This window comes from Pseudaquabacterium inlustre, assembly GCF_038066595.1.
Lineage (GTDB): Bacteria > Pseudomonadota > Gammaproteobacteria > Burkholderiales > Burkholderiaceae_C > Pseudaquabacterium > Pseudaquabacterium inlustre.
Map to the genome: position 1 here is coordinate 524648 of NZ_JBBUTH010000007.1, position 14135 is coordinate 538782.

General features: G+C 70.9%; 18 protein-coding genes. 9 read left to right on the forward strand and 9 right to left on the reverse strand.

Going from position 1 to position 14135, the window contains the following annotated elements:
* Positions 1 to 34: 34 nt before the first annotated feature.
* The 4 genes from AACH10_RS13905 to AACH10_RS13920 all read left to right on the forward strand — a co-directional run bounded on the left by AACH10_RS13905 (position 35) and on the right by AACH10_RS13920 (position 2237).
* On the forward strand, positions 35 to 643 hold the full coding sequence (locus AACH10_RS13905; RefSeq protein ID WP_423228603.1) for a GNAT family N-acetyltransferase: 609 nt from the start codon (positions 35 to 37) through the stop codon (positions 641 to 643).
* A gap of 23 nt (positions 644 to 666) precedes the next feature.
* Positions 667 to 897, forward strand: coding sequence for an addiction module protein (locus AACH10_RS13910; protein ID WP_341411026.1), 231 nt, complete (start codon positions 667 to 669; stop codon positions 895 to 897).
* Entirely contained in the window at positions 894 to 1190 is a 297-nt protein-coding gene (locus AACH10_RS13915; protein WP_341411027.1) for a type II toxin-antitoxin system RelE/ParE family toxin, read from the forward strand. The genes AACH10_RS13910 and AACH10_RS13915 overlap by 4 nt, the downstream gene beginning before the upstream one ends.
* Before the next feature lie 210 nt (positions 1191 to 1400).
* A complete protein-coding gene (locus tag AACH10_RS13920; RefSeq protein WP_341411028.1) occupies positions 1401 to 2237 on the forward strand; it encodes a crotonase/enoyl-CoA hydratase family protein in 837 nt (278 codons plus the stop codon).
* Positions 2238 to 2273: 36 nt separating this feature from the next.
* On the opposite strand, the gene AACH10_RS13925 is transcribed toward AACH10_RS13920, so the two are convergent.
* The gene (locus tag AACH10_RS13925) at positions 2274 to 3074 is read right to left on the reverse strand and encodes a DUF8198 family protein (RefSeq protein ID WP_341411029.1); all 801 of its coding nucleotides are present in this window, start codon (positions 3072 to 3074) and stop codon (positions 2274 to 2276) included.
* Entirely contained in the window at positions 3071 to 3433 is a 363-nt protein-coding gene (cutA, locus tag AACH10_RS13930) for a divalent-cation tolerance protein CutA (protein WP_341411030.1), read from the reverse strand. Before cutA ends, AACH10_RS13925 begins: the two co-directional genes overlap by 4 nt.
* Before the next feature lie 112 nt (positions 3434 to 3545).
* Here cutA and AACH10_RS13935 point away from each other — a divergent pair, with 112 nt between their 5' ends.
* The 3 genes from AACH10_RS13935 (at position 3546) to AACH10_RS13945 (ending at position 5050) form a co-directional block, all read left to right on the forward strand.
* Positions 3546 to 3992, forward strand: a complete 447-nt coding sequence (locus tag AACH10_RS13935) for an EVE domain-containing protein (protein WP_341411031.1) — start codon at positions 3546 to 3548, stop codon at positions 3990 to 3992.
* A gap of 135 nt (positions 3993 to 4127) precedes the next feature.
* Positions 4128 to 4544 (forward strand): SRPBCC family protein, encoded by a 417-nt coding sequence (locus AACH10_RS13940; protein ID WP_341411032.1) that lies wholly within the window; start codon positions 4128 to 4130, stop codon positions 4542 to 4544.
* Between the two features lie 95 nt (positions 4545 to 4639).
* A complete protein-coding gene (locus AACH10_RS13945; RefSeq protein ID WP_341411033.1) occupies positions 4640 to 5050 on the forward strand; it encodes a PaaI family thioesterase in 411 nt (136 codons plus the stop codon).
* A gap of 47 nt (positions 5051 to 5097) precedes the next feature.
* On the opposite strand, the gene AACH10_RS13950 is transcribed toward AACH10_RS13945, so the two are convergent.
* From AACH10_RS13950 to AACH10_RS13980, 7 genes are all read right to left on the reverse strand, one after another.
* Positions 5098 to 5880, reverse strand: coding sequence for a hypothetical protein (locus AACH10_RS13950; protein WP_341411034.1), 783 nt, complete (start codon positions 5878 to 5880; stop codon positions 5098 to 5100).
* A 47-nt stretch (positions 5881 to 5927) separates the two neighbouring features.
* Positions 5928 to 7049: a HupE/UreJ family protein gene (locus tag AACH10_RS13955; RefSeq protein ID WP_341411035.1), complete on the reverse strand. Its 1122-nt coding sequence runs from the start codon at positions 7047 to 7049 to the stop codon at positions 5928 to 5930.
* Between the two features lie 4 nt (positions 7050 to 7053).
* Complete coding sequence (locus AACH10_RS13960) at positions 7054 to 7677, reverse strand: hypothetical protein (protein ID WP_341411036.1); 624 nt, start codon at positions 7675 to 7677, stop codon at positions 7054 to 7056.
* Positions 7659 to 9128, reverse strand: a complete 1470-nt coding sequence (locus AACH10_RS13965; protein ID WP_341411037.1) for a GldG family protein — start codon at positions 9126 to 9128, stop codon at positions 7659 to 7661. Before AACH10_RS13965 ends, AACH10_RS13960 begins: the two co-directional genes overlap by 19 nt.
* Positions 9129 to 9140: 12 nt before the next feature.
* Positions 9141 to 9854, reverse strand: a complete 714-nt coding sequence (locus AACH10_RS13970; protein ID WP_341411038.1) for an ABC transporter permease — start codon at positions 9852 to 9854, stop codon at positions 9141 to 9143.
* A complete protein-coding gene (locus AACH10_RS13975; RefSeq protein ID WP_341411040.1) occupies positions 9851 to 10537 on the reverse strand; it encodes an ABC transporter ATP-binding protein in 687 nt (228 codons plus the stop codon). Before AACH10_RS13975 ends, AACH10_RS13970 begins: the two co-directional genes overlap by 4 nt.
* A gap of 179 nt (positions 10538 to 10716) precedes the next feature.
* A complete protein-coding gene (locus AACH10_RS13980; protein ID WP_341411041.1) occupies positions 10717 to 11565 on the reverse strand; it encodes an N-acyl homoserine lactonase family protein in 849 nt (282 codons plus the stop codon).
* 455 nt (positions 11566 to 12020) lie between these two features.
* Between AACH10_RS13980 and AACH10_RS13985 the strand changes: the two genes are divergently transcribed.
* A complete protein-coding gene (locus AACH10_RS13985) occupies positions 12021 to 13124 on the forward strand; it encodes a PEP-CTERM sorting domain-containing protein (protein WP_341411042.1) in 1104 nt (367 codons plus the stop codon).
* Positions 13125 to 13240: 116 nt separating this feature from the next.
* Positions 13241 to 14113: an HTD2 family dehydratase gene (locus AACH10_RS13990; protein WP_341411043.1), complete on the forward strand. Its 873-nt coding sequence runs from the start codon at positions 13241 to 13243 to the stop codon at positions 14111 to 14113.
* Positions 14114 to 14135: the final 22 nt, after the last annotated feature.

The following is a 14135-nucleotide window of genomic DNA, read 5'->3' on the forward strand; positions in this document are numbered from 1 at the left end:
TGGAGATTGTGCGACGCAGCCCCCCAACGGCCCCATGCCTGACGCCACCCCAATCCCGCCCATCCACCTCGACACGCCCCGCCTGCGCCTGATGCCCTGGCGGCCCGAGCACCTGGCCCCGTTCGCCGCCCTGAACGCCGACCCCGAGGTGATGCGCCACTTCCCGTCCACGCAAACCATCGAGCAGACGCAGGCCAGCATTGACCTGTGGATGTGCCAGTTTGCGCAGCAGGGCTGGAGCAACTGGGCGGTGGAACTGAAGGCCACGGGCGAGTTCATCGGATTCATCGGGCTGTCGGTGCCGCGGCGGGTGCTGCCGTTCTCGCCGTGCGTGGAGATCGGCTGGCGGCTGGCCCGCCGGTTCTGGGGCCAGGGCCTGGCCAGCGAGGGCGCGCGGGCCTGCCTGCAGGTGGGCTTCGAGCAGCTGGGCCTGGCCGAGGTGGTGTCGTTCACGGCGCTGGGCAATGCGCCGTCGCGGGCGGTGATGGCGCGCATCGGCATGCGCGACACGGGCCAGGATTTCGACCACCCGGCCTTGCCGGAAGGGCATGCGCTGCGGCGGCATTGCCTGTACCGGATCACGCGGGAGGAATGGGCGAAGCATCTGCAGGACAGCCTGCCGACCGGCACCTGCGTACACTGAGCCACCGGCCCTAGGAGCAAACCATGCCCAACCTCGTCGATGAACTCTCAGCCCAGGCCAAGGCCTTGCCGGCCGAGGATCGTGCGCGTCTGGCCGAGGAACTGCTGGCCAGCCTGGATCCGCAGGATTCAGCCGTCGACGCGGCGTGGGACGAAGAATTGCGCCGGCGCATTGACGAAGTCGAGCGTGGAACGGTTGAGTTGATCCCGGGCGACCAGGCCCTGGCCCAGGTCCGCCGTGCCATCGGCAAGTGACCAAGGCGCTGCGCTTTCATCCCGAGGCGCTTGCCGAGCTGCAGGCGCAGGCCGTCTTCTATGAAGAACGCAGTCCAGGGCTGGGTGAGCGATTCACGGCGCGGGTCGAGGCGGCATTGGAGCTGGCGCTGTCCATGCCCGGCATTGGCAGCCCGCACCGGCTCGGCACCCGCCGCGTGTTCCCGAATGGCTTTCCGCACTCGGTGATCTATCGCGAGACGACAGACGCGCTGATTGTTCTGGCGGTCGCCCCATTCCGGCGCAAGCCAAGGTATTGGCAGCACCGCGCGTAAGAGTTTGACGAACAGCGCCCGCTCCGCCGCAAAACGACTCTCGGAGAGCGGCCTGCTGTGCGAATTTCGGGGCAAGAGCCGTGGCGCGTGGGGCGAGGGGCGAGGGCACGTCGCTGGCGCGCAGAGGTGGGTGCGGGTGTCGTGAGCGGCACAGCGCGCCCACCAGCCGCTGGCCACAATGCCATCCATCCCACCCAGCCCACTTGCCCCATGACCTCCTGGACCTGCTTCGACGTGACGATGGATGGCGGCGTTGCCCACATCCGCATGAACCAGCCGCAGCGCCACAACGCGATGACGGCGGCCTTCTGGTCCGAGATTCCGCAGCTGTTCCGCGCGCTGGATGCGGCGGGCAACGTGCGCGCGGCCGTGCTGTCGTCGGAAGGCAAGAACTTCACCGCGGGCATGGACCTGGGCGTGTTCGCCAATGCCGGCACGCTGGGCACGGTGGATGTGCGCGCGCGTGAGCAGTTCCGCCACCAGCTGCGGCAGCTGCAGGGCAGCTTCAATGCCATTGCCGAGGTGCGGTTTCCGGTGATTGCGGCGGTGCAGGGCGGCTGCATCGGCGGCGGCGTGGATCTGGTCAGCGCCTGCTGCCTGCGCTATGCCAGCCGCGAGGCCTGGTTCTGCATCCACGAGATCAACATCGGCATGATGGCCGACGTGGGCACGATGAACCGCATGCCCAAGCTGATCCCCGATGCGGTGATGCGCGAGCTGGCCTACACCGGCGACCGCCTGGGCGCCGAGCGCGCCGAGCGGCTGGGCTTCGTCAACGGCCTGTTCGACGATGCCGCCGCCACCGTGGCCGGCGCACTGGCCGTGGCCCAGCGCATCGCCCAGCGCGCGCCGGTGGCCGTGGCCGCCAGCAAGGAGATGATCAACTACAGCCGCGACCACTCGGTGGCCGAGAGCTTCACCTACATGAACGCGCTGCAACCCGGCGTGTTCGACCCGGCCGACATCGAGCGCGCCATCGCGGCGCAGCAGAAGAAGCAGGCGGCTGAGTTTGCGGACCTGCCGCCGATTGCGCCGCCGCTGGGTTGAGTCGCTGGCAGCATCCGGGCCGAGACGTTCAAGGGATCAGGGTAGCCACTGCAGCGCGGTATCGGGTTGCCCCGCATCGCCCGTCACCGGCGCCTTGAACAGCGCCGCCGCCAGCGCCCGTTCGCGCTGGGCCACCAGGGTGTGGAAGGGGCCGATGTCGCCCATGGCGCCGAAGGTGTCGAAGCCTGCTTCCAGAAAATCCTGCAGCGCGCCCAGGCCGGCCGCGTGCGCGGCACCGCGCATGGCGCGCAGGCCCACGCGCAGCAGGCGGTGGCGGGTGTGCTTTTCCAGCGCGGTCATCATGTTCATCGTCAGCGTGATCTGGCGCTCGCGCGCGGCGGGCTGGCCCACGGCCTGCCAGGCGCGGATGTAGGCGGTGGCGTTCAGCGTGGGCGTGGCCGGTTCAGAAGGCGCGACCGCCTCGGCCTGCTGCCGGGCCAGTTGCTGCGCCATGGCGTCGTCCATCTGCTCGCTCAGCGCATGCAGTTCCACCAGCTCGGCCACGGTGTCCACCAGCGCGGCCGGAAACAGCCGCACCAGCGTGGGCACCACGCGGGAGAACTGGGCATCGCGGGCGCTGAAGTCCTTGGGGCCGTACAGCTCGTCCAGAAAGAAGCGCGCGCCGGCGGCATAGCGGCCGGCGGCCACGCGGCCGTCCAGCAGGTCGGCATAGGTGCGCTGGAAGCGCGCAGCCTGGTAGGCCTTCAGCGGCATCACCCACGCGGCGCCGGCGGCGGCTTGCGCCTGGCCTTCGGCGCCGCTGCGCCGGCGCTGGCCCAGCTCGGCCACCGATTGCAGGCGGTCCAGGATGGCCTGGGCGGCGGGCGATGCACTCATGCGGCCCCCGTCTCGGCCTGCACCCAGGCGGCATAGGCCGGGCTGGCATCGGCCACCGGCAGGGTGTAGATCGAAGGCAGCTCGTACGGGTGTTGCGCAGCCAGCCATTGCATCAGGGCCGGCGCCTGGTGGGCGGTGGTCTTGAACAGCAGGCGCTGCTCGGGCTCTTGGCACACCTGGCCCTGCCAGCGGTAGGTGCTGCGGATGGCCTCCACCTGCACGCAGGCGGCCAGGCGGGCCGCCACGGCGCCGCGGGCCAGGGTGTCGGCATCGGCCTCGGTGGCCACGGTGGTGATCACGGCGATCAACGGCGTTGGCGCGCTCACGGTGGCAGGGCTGGCATCGGCAACGGGGTTCATGGCGCCAGCATAGCGCCGGGGCCAAGGGCAGCGGCCTGCTGACGGCAGGTTGTCAGCAGCCCCTGCCTACAGTGGCTGGCAGCGGCAGGGTCGCCGCGTCTTGGAGCCAAAGATGAGCCAGTGCTGGGTGGGTGTGGTGTCGCGGTCGCATGTGCAGCGCGGCGTGGCGGGCAGCTTCATGCAACTGAACCACGGCAAAAAGGCGCCGGTCAGCCGGCTGAAGGCCGGTGACTGGCTGGCCGTGTACTCGCCGCGCACGGCCTATCCGGATGGTGAACTGCTGCAGGCCTTCACGGCCCTGGGCCAGGTGCGAACCGGGCAGGTCTACCAGGTGGAGATGGCGCCCGACTTCCAGCCCTACCGCGTGGATGTCGACTTCCTGCCGGTGCACGAGGCGCCGATCCGTCCGCTGCTGTCGCAGCTGAGCTTCACGCGCGGCCTGGCCAACTGGGGCGCGGCGTTCCGCTTCGGGCAGTTGAAGATGACCGAGGACGATCTGGCGCTGATCGCCCAGGCCATGGGTGCGGGGCACCACGTGATGCCGGGCGTACCGGCTTGATCGGTCCGCTGTCGACGGTCAGCCGCAGCCGGTAGATGGAGGTGCATGCATACTGCCCCGGCACCTGTGCTGCCAATTTGACGCGGCCGCCCAGGCCGTTCAAGCGCTGCAGCCCGCCCACCCCCCGGAGTCGCCATGAAGATCACCGTGTCCACCCTGGTCGCCGCACCGATCCACACCGTGTGGCAGGCCTACACCACGCCCGCCGACATCGTGGTGTGGAACACCGCCTCGCCCGACTGGCACACCACCGCGGCCACGGTCGATCTGCGGCCGGGCGGCCAGTTCAGCTCGCGCATGGAGGCCAAGGACGGCTCCTTCGGCTTCGACTTCGCGGGCCAGTACACCGAGGTGCTGCACCTGCAGCGCCTGGCCTATGTCTTTGGCGAGCGCACCGGCCTGGTGGAGTTCACGCCCGGCGCCGATGGCGTGACGGTCACCGTCACCTTCGACGCCGAGGACACCCACCCCGAGGAACAGCAGCGCGGCGGCTGGCAGGCCATCCTCGACAACTTCAAGCGCCACACCGAGGGCAAGCTGGCGCTGGAGTGAGCGGCCGCGGCGGTCTGCGCGTCTACCCCAAGGCCCAGGCCGGTGCCGGCGGCCTAAGCTGCAGACTCACGTCATCCCCACCGGAGACCCGCGCCATGACCGATCTCGACAGCTTGCAGCAGCGGCTGGATCCGCTGTTCCCCGGCCTGATGGGCGTGCGGCTGACCGAGGTATCGCCCGAGCGCGTGGTGGCCGAGATGCTGGTGCGGCCGGATCTGTGCACCAGCGGCGGCATCATGCACGGCGGCGCCTACATGGCCTTTGCCGACACGCTGGGCGCGGTGGGCACGGTGGTGAACCTGCCGCCGGGCCGCCACACCACCACCACCGACTCCAGCACCAAGTTCATCGCCGGCGCGCCGGTGGGCAGCACGGTGCGCGGCGAGAGCGTGGCCCTGCACCGCGGCCGCACCACCCAGGTGTGGCAGACCTCGGTGTTCAACGCCAGCGGCAAGCTGTGCGCGGTGGTCACGCAGACGCAACTGATCCTGGAGCCGCGGGCCTGAGTGCTGCACCCGGTCGCCGGCTACGCTTGCGGCCGCGTCGCAAGACGCTACAGGTCGTACCAGCCGAAGCCGACGATCAGGCCCGATGCGCGCCGCGCCGGCCTGTCGGCACCATCGACGCCCGCGCCGCGGTGCTGCTGCCAGGCCACGTCGAACGACAGCTTCTCGTGCTTCAGCCAGTGGCGCACGCCGGCCTGGGCGTAATGCTGGCCGCCGCCCTGGTGCGTCCACTCGACAAAGGCGGTGGCGTGGCGCGCGAACGCGTGCTCGGCCGCCAGGGCCTGCGTGAACTGGCGGCGCTCGCCCTGGGTGCGAGCCAGGCCCAGGTTCAGGTGCAGGTAGGTGCCCGAGCCTCGGCCAATCAGCGGGTGCAGTGCCACCGACACCGGCAGGCGCAGCACGGCCGAGTTGCGGCCACCTTCGTCGGCGCTCACCTCGCGGCCCACGCCCAGGCTGATGCCGCTGCCCCAGCCGTCGCGCGCGATGTGGTTGAACAAGTGCTTGAACTCGATCTCGGCCTCGTGGCCTGACCGATCCCCGCCGCGACGGTCCACCCAGCGCGTCAGTTCCACCTGCACCGAGGTGGCGGGGCTGAAGGCGTATTCGGGCTCCACGCTGAAGCCGCGCAGGCCACCGCGGCGCTGCGCCCAGACGTCGAGGCCGAACACCTCGTCGTCGTCTTCCATCACGGCGGTGCGGGCCACCTGGAACGGGCGGTCGTTGGCCTGCACCGTCTGGCTGCCCAGTGCCAGGCCCAGCAGCAGCGCAGCGCGCCACGCGCCGGCAAACAGGGACGGGGGCGTGGTGAAGAGGGCAGGCGACACGGACATGCGAAAGGCGGTGGCAGCGAACGGGTGCGCGATCGTATGCGACACGATCAGCCCGCCAGCCGCTGCACCAGCCACACCACACCCGCCGCCCCGATGCCGGCCGACGCGGCACGCTCCCAGCGTGCCGCCGCGGGCCGGCGCGCCGCCCAGGCCAGGGCGGGCGCCAGCACCAGCACCAGCAGGGCCTGGCCAGCCTCCACCCCCAGGTTGAAGCCCAGCAGTGCCCGCGCCAGCGGCCAGCCGGTCAGGCCCAGGTCGCGCAGCGCTTCCGAGAACGCCAGGCCGTGGATCAACCCGAACGCAAAGGCCAGGGCGGCGCGGCGGCCCGCTGCCGGGGGCGACGCCGGCCCGGCGCGGGCCAGCCACAGGTTCTCGAGCGCCACGGCCACGATGGACGCTGCGATCAGCGGCTCGACGATGCGTGGCGACAGATCCACCCAGCCCAGCACCGCCAGGGCCAGCGCCGCGCTGTGGGCCAGCGTGAAGGCGGTCACCGTGAGCAGCAGGCCGCGCAGGCTGCGGCTGCCCACCAGCAGCGCCGCCAGAAACAGCAGGTGATCGGCCCCGCTGAGGATGTGGGCCACGCCCAGGCGGCCGAAGCCCCACCAGCCCTCGGGCGCGCTGCGTCCCAGCGCAAAGCGGGCCTCGGGATGCTCGCGGTCGAGCACGAGCTCCTCGTGCGAGCCATCGGCGCGGCGCACGCTGGCGATGGTGCGGTAGTGCTCGCCGAAAACGGCGCTCAGCCGGTCGGTGACGGTCAGCGTGCCGGGCGTGGCCGGGCAGCTGAAATCCAGCAGCAGGGCCAGCCGCTCATCGCCCGCCGGCGAGCCCTGGATGCGCGTGCGCTTGATGCGGCAGGGCTGGTCGTCCACGGCCAGGGCCACATGGGCGGCCAGCCAGCCGGCCACGCGCTGGGCGGCCGCCTGGTGGCCCTGGGCGGCGGGGGCGATGTCGGCGGCGGGCGCGCCCAGTTCGCTGGGTGTGATGGTCAGGCGCCAGTGCGGCGAGTCGGTGCCGGCATCGATGCTGGCCAGGCCGGTGGCGGTGGCATGGGCCTGGGCGGGCAGGTGCCAGGTCAGGCCGGCCGCGCCCACCAGGCCGGCGATCAGACTGGCGACCAGGCCGGCCCGCAGGGCCCGGAGCACACAGCGCAGCGCAGCGGCCGGCATGGGGTCAGCGCAGGCCCACGGCCTGCTCCCAGGCCTCGGCCACGTAGCTGGGCAGCAGCACCACCTGGGCGGCGGGTGCCGAGGCGGCGCCGCCCGCCACCTGCAGCCGCGTGTAGCGGGCCAGCGCCACCGGGTTGGCGCCGCCGAAGGTGAAAGTGAAGTCGGGCGCCGCAGCGGCATCGGCGCGCGTGAACACGCGCACCTGCAGCGCCTGCGGTGCGGCGAGGCCGTACTCGGGCGCCTCGGCCGGCAGTTCGCGCTCGATGGCGGCATTGCGCAGCAGGCGCACGGCGCCGTCCAGTTGGGCGCTGAGTGCCTGCGGCGCCGTGGCCGTTGCGGCACCAGGCGCGTTCAGCGTCCAGCCGCCTGCGGTGCGCAGGGCCTGCCATTGGCGATCACCCTGCTGCAAGTCCACGCGCAGTACCTGGGCCTCGGCCACGTCGCGCAGCGGGCCCGAGGCCACGTGCTCCTGCAACTGTTGCTGACGATCCGGACTCATCAGCGCGGTGACGGCCAGGCCGCCGCCCACCAGCACGGCCACCCCCAGCCAGCCATGGCTGGCCAGCCAGGTGCGCCAGCCTCGACCGGCCAGACGCTGGCGCCAGGCGCTCAGAACCGGCGGCGCCACCACACCCAGGCCCCGGCCAGGGCGCACAGGCCCGGCACACCGATCACGCACAGCACGAAGATCAGCTGCATCTGCTGGTTGGTCATGGTCACCAGCGGGATCACCTCCACCGGCGGCTTCATGGCCACGCCGCGCGGCTCGCCACGCAGCCAGGCGGTGAGGCCCAGCGCCAGATCGGCATTGGCCAGGAAGGGGTAGAAGGAGTTGCTGGCGAAGTCGGCATCGCCCACCACGGCCAGGCGGAACGGCCTGGCGCCCCCCGGCAGCGTGCCTTCGGCCGCGATGGCCAGCGGCCGCACGGCCGCCGGGCCTCCGCCATCGGCCGCGCGCTGGCTTTGTGCCTGCGCCACCACCGTGGCCTGGGCGCTGGTGGAGAACAGCACCGTGGTCTTCACGCCCGGTGCCGCCACCGCCTGCAGCGGCCGCGCACCGGGAAAGAAGCTCAGCGCCAGGCCCACGCTGGCCGGGTGCGCGGCGTACTTCTCCACCGCCACCATCTGCTCGTCGGTGAAGTAGTGGCTCAGCGGGTCGACGATCACGCCGTCGCCGACGCTCACGCCGGCCCGGCCCAGCAGCGTCTGCAACTCGGCACTCACGGCGTAGTCGGGCTCCAGCAGGGCCAGCAGGTTGCCGCCGCCCTGCAGGTACCGGCCCAGCAGGTCCACCTCGGGCGGCGCGAAGGGCGTGCGCGGATTGGCCAGGATCAGCGCCGCGCAATCGGCCGGCACGGCGCCCCCGGTGGCCAGACCCACCTTGCGGATGGCATAGCCCAGCTTGTCGAGCGCGCGGCGCAGGCGGCCGATACCGTGCTGCTGCATGTTCACCACCGTCATGCCGCCGGCATCGTGGTTGTGGCCCTGGCTGCCCTCGAAGTGGGTGTGGAACTCGAAGTTCTCGGGGTCGTACTCGCCATGCCCGGTGAGGAAGCACACCGGCCGCGGATCACGCCGCAGCAGGCGCAGGATGCCGAGCGCGATCTCGCGGTCTTCGGTGGTGGCCACCTCGATGCGCTGGCCGCCGGCCATCAGCAGCGCGGCGTTGTACATGCGCACGCCGTAGCGGTTGGCCAGCGCGGGGGTCTGGTCGGGATCGACCGTGCGCACCTTCAGCCGCGGGTACTCGCGGCCCATGATCTCCACCATGGTCTTGGCGGCGCGCGCGGCGGGGTTCTGCGCCTGGTAGAAGTAGACCAGTTCCACGTCCTGCGTCAGTTGCTCCAGCACGGCGCGGGTCTCGGGCGCCGGGGTGAAGGCCTGCTCGTGCGTGACGTCGAAATGCTGGTCGTGCCGGAACACGATGACATTGGCCGCCAGCACCGCGCCCAGTGCCGCCACCACGCCGATGGCGCGCACGACGATGCGGCCACGCCCGCGACCCAGCGGCGCGCGCAGGCCGGCGGCAAACAGCACGACCAGCGCGGCCAGCACACCCAAGGCCCAGACGATGCCCATGCCCGCGCCCCTTCAGCGGTCGGCCAGCCGCCGCGCGGCCAGCCACAGCGCGGCCAGGGCCGCGGTGATGAAGTACATCGCGTCGCTGACGAACACGCTGCCGGTGGCCAGCGGCTTGAAGTGGCCGATCAGCGACAGGTTCAACGCCAGCGATTCCAGGCCCGAGGGCAGCATTGGCGCGATGCTGTCGGCAAACCACAGCATCAGGAAGGTGCCCAGGCTCAGGGCCGCGGCGATCACCTGGTTCTCGGTGAGGCTGGACGCCAGCACGCCCACCGCCACCAGCAGCGCGGCCAGCAGCGCCATGGCGCCGTAGCCGACGAGGATCGGGCCCCAGTCGGGATCACCCACCCAGGCCAGCACCAGCGCGTACACGCCGGCCAGTGCGTAGATGGCCAGCATCACCGCGTAGGTGGCCAGGAACTTGGCCAGCACGATCCACACCTCGCCCACCGGCGCGGTGAGCAGCAACTCCAGCGTGTCGTTGCGGCGCTCCTCGGCAAAGGCGCGCATCGTCAGCACCGGCGTGATCAGGATCGACAGCACGTACATCTGGTGAAAGATGTAGTTGAGGTTGGCCACCTTGGTGGCGAACAAGGTGAGCGCGAAGGTGTAGCCCAGCACCAGCAGGAACACCGCGCCCACCACATAGGCGATGGGTGACATCAGCGCGGCGCCGAACTCTTTGCGCAGCAAGGCGCCAAAAGCATTGAGCGAAGGATTCATGACAGGCTGAGAAACCAGTCTTCCAGGTCGTCACCGGCCTGGATCACGCGCTCGCCGCGCAGCTTGCCTTCCAGCAGCACGGCCACGCGGTCGGCGGTCTTGGCCACCTCGGACAGGATGTGCGAGCTCATCAGCACCGTGTAGTGGCCGGCCAATGAGCGGATCAGGTGGCGCATCTCGATGATCTGGCGCGGGTCGAGCCCGTTGCTGGGTTCGTCGAGGATCAGCAGCGCGGGCTGGTGCACCAGGGCCTGGGCCAGCGCCACGCGCTGGCGGTAGCCGCGTGAGAGCGTGGGCACCGGGGCATCCAGCTTGTGCGCCAGGTCCAGCTGGTCGGCCACGCGGGCCACGGCGGCGTCCACCTCGCGGCCGGGCACCTGGCGCAGCCGCGCCATGAAGCGCAGGAACTCGCCCACGCGCATGTGGCGGTACAGCGGCGCGGGCTCGGGCGCATAGCCGATGGCGCGGCGCGCGGCCATGGGCTCGGCCACCACGTCATGGCCGGCCACGGTGATGCTGCCGGCCGTGGGCGTGAGAAAGCCCGACAGCAGGCGGATGAAGGTGGTCTTGCCCGAGCCGTTGGGGCCCAGCAGGCAGAAGATCTCGCCGCGGCGGATCTCCAGCGACAGCGCATCGAGCGCGCGCACCGGGCCGTAGTGCTTGGACACACCCGTCGCACGCACGGCGACTTCGTCGCTCAGGCGGGGGACGGCTTGGGCCGCGGCAGCAGGGGAGGGGATGGCAGGCGTAACAGCGGACATCAGCGGCGACGGGATACTGCATCGCACGAAGGGGCGGCCGCCTGCGCAGGCCGCCCCTTCGGGTTCGGTTCAGGCCGACCGGACGGCCGGCACCTGGGTCATCAGTCGTAGAACTCGGGCGCCTTCTTGGTGGCCTTGAAGATCTCGGGGTCGTGGCCGTAGAAGATCTTGGCGTTCTCGGTGTCGCGGATGTGGCGGATCTTCTGGTACGACTTGAGCGCGTCCACCGGGTGGCTGACGCCCGGCACCGGCGGGATCAGGTTCTTGTCCAGGCTTTCCTTCAGGTACACCACGTCGCTGGTCAGGATCACCGAGCCGGTCTTGGGCAGGCGCGCCACCGCGAACTGGCTGCCCGGCGTGTGGCCGCGCGCCGCGAAGATGCGGAAGCTGCCGTCGCCGAACAGGTCCAGGTCGCCCTTGATGCGCATGACGTTCAGGCTGCGGAAGTTGTCGAAGTCACCCTTGATGTAGTACAGCGCGCCGGGTTCCTCGGGCGCCAGGGCGTTCTTCACCTCGTCGTCCTGCACCACGATGGTGGACTTGGTGAACTGGCCGACGTTGCCGCCGTGGTCCAGGTGCAGGTGGCCCACCACCAGGTACTTGATGTCGTTGATGGTCAGGCCGATCTTGGCCAGCTGGGCCGGGATCGCGTCGTCCTTGGTCATCTTCAGGCCGAAGCCCTTGGCCAGCGGGCCCCACCAGGCGTCGGCATCGGCGATCGTCTTGTCGTTGTTGCCGCAGTCGAACATCACGTTGCCCTTCGGGTGCTTGAGCACGTAGAAGGACACCGGGGCCCAGTCGATGTTGCCTTGGCCACCGGCCTGCAGCGCGGCCTTGGGGAAGCCGCCCATCGAGCCGGACGTGAACACGTACAGCTGTTGCGCGGCCACGGGGGCGATGAACGTTGCGGCGAGCGCGGCACCCGCCGCGATCTTCTTCCAGGTCTTCATGTGGACTTCTCCTGTGTCAGGGGGCGACGAAAGTCCCGGCCTGTGCGGTGGCACGTTGCTCGTGCTGCCCAACGCGTGTTCTTGTGTGATGGCGTCTCCTCCGCGGGCGGGGCGAGGGCAGTCTATGCCGCTGCGCCACGGCTGTGTCTTCTGCTATCCCGAACCTGGTGTTTACGATGATGGCGCATTCGGCGACAACGCCACGCCGCGTCACTGACGTGACAGGTGGATTCCGCCGCACGGCATGGCCAACACCTGCCAGGCCATCTGCCAGGCCACCTGCCAGGCCATCTGCCAACGCCTGGCCCCCGCAGCCACCCCCCCTCAAGCTGGGGAGCCGGGCGGCCGGCCCGCCACGCTGGACGTTGCGCGGCGCTGCTAAGGTTCTGCCGGGCCGCACGCCACGGTGCGGCGGGGCCCGTCACCCATTGCCAACACCTGACCCGCCTGCCGCCATGCACACGTTGTCCGTTGCCCGCCACCCGTCCGCCCTGACCGCCGCGCTGCTGCTGCACCTGGCCTTGCCCGCCACCGCGGCGGTGGACACCGACCCTGATGGACCGTACTACCAGCGTGTGAGCGCCTGGGTGGGCGCGGACATCTACGACAACCACGGCCCGACCAGCGGGCCCATCACCGGAAACGGCTGGCTGCTGGGCCCGGACGGTCGGGTGGCGGTGAACGGCGACTACGCCGGAGTGATGGACTGGATCCCCACCCAGCGGCCGGGCAGCGGCCTGGCCGCCGGCATGCAGGGCCAGACCACGGCGCGATTCCAGACCCAGGCCGACCAGTCGCTCGCCAGCGAGGCCTGGGCGCTGGCCAGTGCCAGCGCCGGCCTGCTGCAGGTGCGCAGCAACGGCAGCGCTGTCAGCCAGACGCGGATCTGGCCCAATCCGTTCAGCCAGGAATGGGTGTGGACCCGGGGGACGGCGACGGCCGAGATGCGCGGCGGTTTTGGCGTGGCGATGAGCCGCGCGCTGGCCGAGGAGGTGAACACGGGCACCGCGCCGCTGTCGCTGACGATCGACCTGCAAGGCGAGATCGGCCCGCTGGCGGCCACCGGGCCCGACCCAAGCCCGTTCATGCCCACCGTCTGGCTGGACGTGAGCGTGTTCCATGACTACCGATTGCCGGAGACCTGGTCCACGCAGTCGCTGCAGATCGACACGGTGGGCGCCTTCAGCCGCTCGATCACCTTGCAGCCGAGCCACGGGACGCTGCAGCGCTACCCGGTCGGGGGCGACAGGACTGCCAATTGCCTGGAGACCGCCAGCATGGATCCCATGTTCGCCTGGGTGCCCTGCAGCACCTACGGGGGTTACATGATGGCGCTGCGCACCGCCGGCAGCGGACGTGCCAGCGCCACGGCCAGCGCGCGCTGGACGGTGCTGGACGGCGTGACCGAGGTCTATGGCGATCTGGCCGGCTGGGGCCGCACGCCGGTGGACGCCGCACTGCTGACGCCGGTGCCCGAACCCGGCACTGCCGCCTTGTGGGCGCTGGGTGTCACGGCGCTGGGCTGGCGGCTGCGGCGGCGGCCCGGCGCTGCGCGTTAAGGCCCGCAAAAGGCGCGCTTCCCGCATTACGAATGGCGCGCAGCGGGCGCTGCGGTCATGCTCGGGCACCTCGGAAACCCCTGAGAGCAGCGCCCGCGTGGGCGCTGCCGCCCCGCATGACATCACCCGATCCCACCGACCTGTCGCACCTGAAAGACTGGATCGGCCGCGCCGAACAGCGCGGCGACTGGATCACCGCCGCGCCGCTGGCCGCGTTGGCGGCCACCCTCGACCGGCCCGACCCCGAACCGCAGCCCGGCTGCGCCGTGCCGCCGCTGTGGCACTGGCTGTACTTTCTGCCGATGGCGCGCCAGTCCGAGATCGGCGACGACGGCCATCCGAAGCGAGGCGGCTTTCTGCCCCCGGTGCCGCTGCCGCGCCGCATGTGGGCCGGCGGCCGGCTCGAGTTTCACCACCCGCTGCGCGTGGGCGACGAGGTCACGCGGCAGTCGCGCATCCTCAACGTCGAGACCAAGACCGGCCGCAGCGGCACGCTGGTGTTCGTGACCGTGCGGCACGAGGTGACGAATGCCCAGGGCCTGGCGCTCAGCGAGGAGCACGACATCGTCTACCGGGAGGCGCCGGCGCCGGGCGCGCCCACGCCGCCACCCCAGATGGCGCCCACCGACGAGGTCTTCTCGCGCGGCATCACGCCCGACCCGGTGCTGCTGTTCCGCTACTCTGCGCTCACCTTCAACGGCCACCGCATCCACTACGACCAGCCCTACGTCACCCAGGTGGAGGGCTACCCCGGCCTGATCGTGCACGGCCCGCTGATCGCCACGCTGCTGCTCGACCTGCTGCGCCGCCAGCAGCCCGAGGCCCGCGTCAAGCGCTTCGCGTTCACCGCGATGAAGCCGCTGTTCGACATCCACCCGTTCACCGTCTGCGGCAAGCCGGAAGGCGAGCCCGGCGATCACCGCTACAGCCTGTGGGCGCGCAACCACGAAGGCCACTTGGCCATGCGCGCCACCGCCGAATTGGCTTGACTCCTCTTTCGCTTCCGTCTGC

Bases quoted from the DNA above. Each gene is read 5' to 3' on its own strand.
- AACH10_RS13920 (WP_341411028.1), top strand. From the start codon at position 1,401: ATGACCTCCTGGACCTGCTTCGACGTGACGATGGATGGCGGCGTTGCC.
- AACH10_RS13955 (WP_341411035.1), bottom strand. From the start codon at position 7,049: ATGCCGGCCGCTGCGCTGCGCTGTGTGCTCCGGGCCCTGCGGGCCGGC.
- AACH10_RS13970 (WP_341411038.1), bottom strand. From the start codon at position 9,854: ATGAATCCTTCGCTCAATGCTTTTGGCGCCTTGCTGCGCAAAGAGTTC.
- AACH10_RS13990 (WP_341411043.1), top strand. From the start codon at position 13,241: ATGACATCACCCGATCCCACCGACCTGTCGCACCTGAAAGACTGGATC.
- cutA (WP_341411030.1), bottom strand. From the start codon at position 3,433: ATGAACCCCGTTGCCGATGCCAGCCCTGCCACCGTGAGCGCGCCAACG.
- AACH10_RS13950 (WP_341411034.1), bottom strand. From the start codon at position 5,880: ATGTCCGTGTCGCCTGCCCTCTTCACCACGCCCCCGTCCCTGTTTGCC.
- AACH10_RS13905 (WP_423228603.1), top strand. From the start codon at position 35: ATGCCTGACGCCACCCCAATCCCGCCCATCCACCTCGACACGCCCCGC.
- AACH10_RS13965 (WP_341411037.1), bottom strand. From the start codon at position 9,128: ATGGGCATCGTCTGGGCCTTGGGTGTGCTGGCCGCGCTGGTCGTGCTG.
- AACH10_RS13925 (WP_341411029.1), bottom strand. From the start codon at position 3,074: ATGAGTGCATCGCCCGCCGCCCAGGCCATCCTGGACCGCCTGCAATCG.
- AACH10_RS13985 (WP_341411042.1), top strand. From the start codon at position 12,021: ATGCACACGTTGTCCGTTGCCCGCCACCCGTCCGCCCTGACCGCCGCG.
- AACH10_RS13945 (WP_341411033.1), top strand. From the start codon at position 4,640: ATGACCGATCTCGACAGCTTGCAGCAGCGGCTGGATCCGCTGTTCCCC.
- AACH10_RS13940 (WP_341411032.1), top strand. From the start codon at position 4,128: ATGAAGATCACCGTGTCCACCCTGGTCGCCGCACCGATCCACACCGTG.
- AACH10_RS13935 (WP_341411031.1), top strand. From the start codon at position 3,546: ATGAGCCAGTGCTGGGTGGGTGTGGTGTCGCGGTCGCATGTGCAGCGC.
- AACH10_RS13980 (WP_341411041.1), bottom strand. From the start codon at position 11,565: ATGAAGACCTGGAAGAAGATCGCGGCGGGTGCCGCGCTCGCCGCAACG.
- AACH10_RS13910 (WP_341411026.1), top strand. From the start codon at position 667: ATGCCCAACCTCGTCGATGAACTCTCAGCCCAGGCCAAGGCCTTGCCG.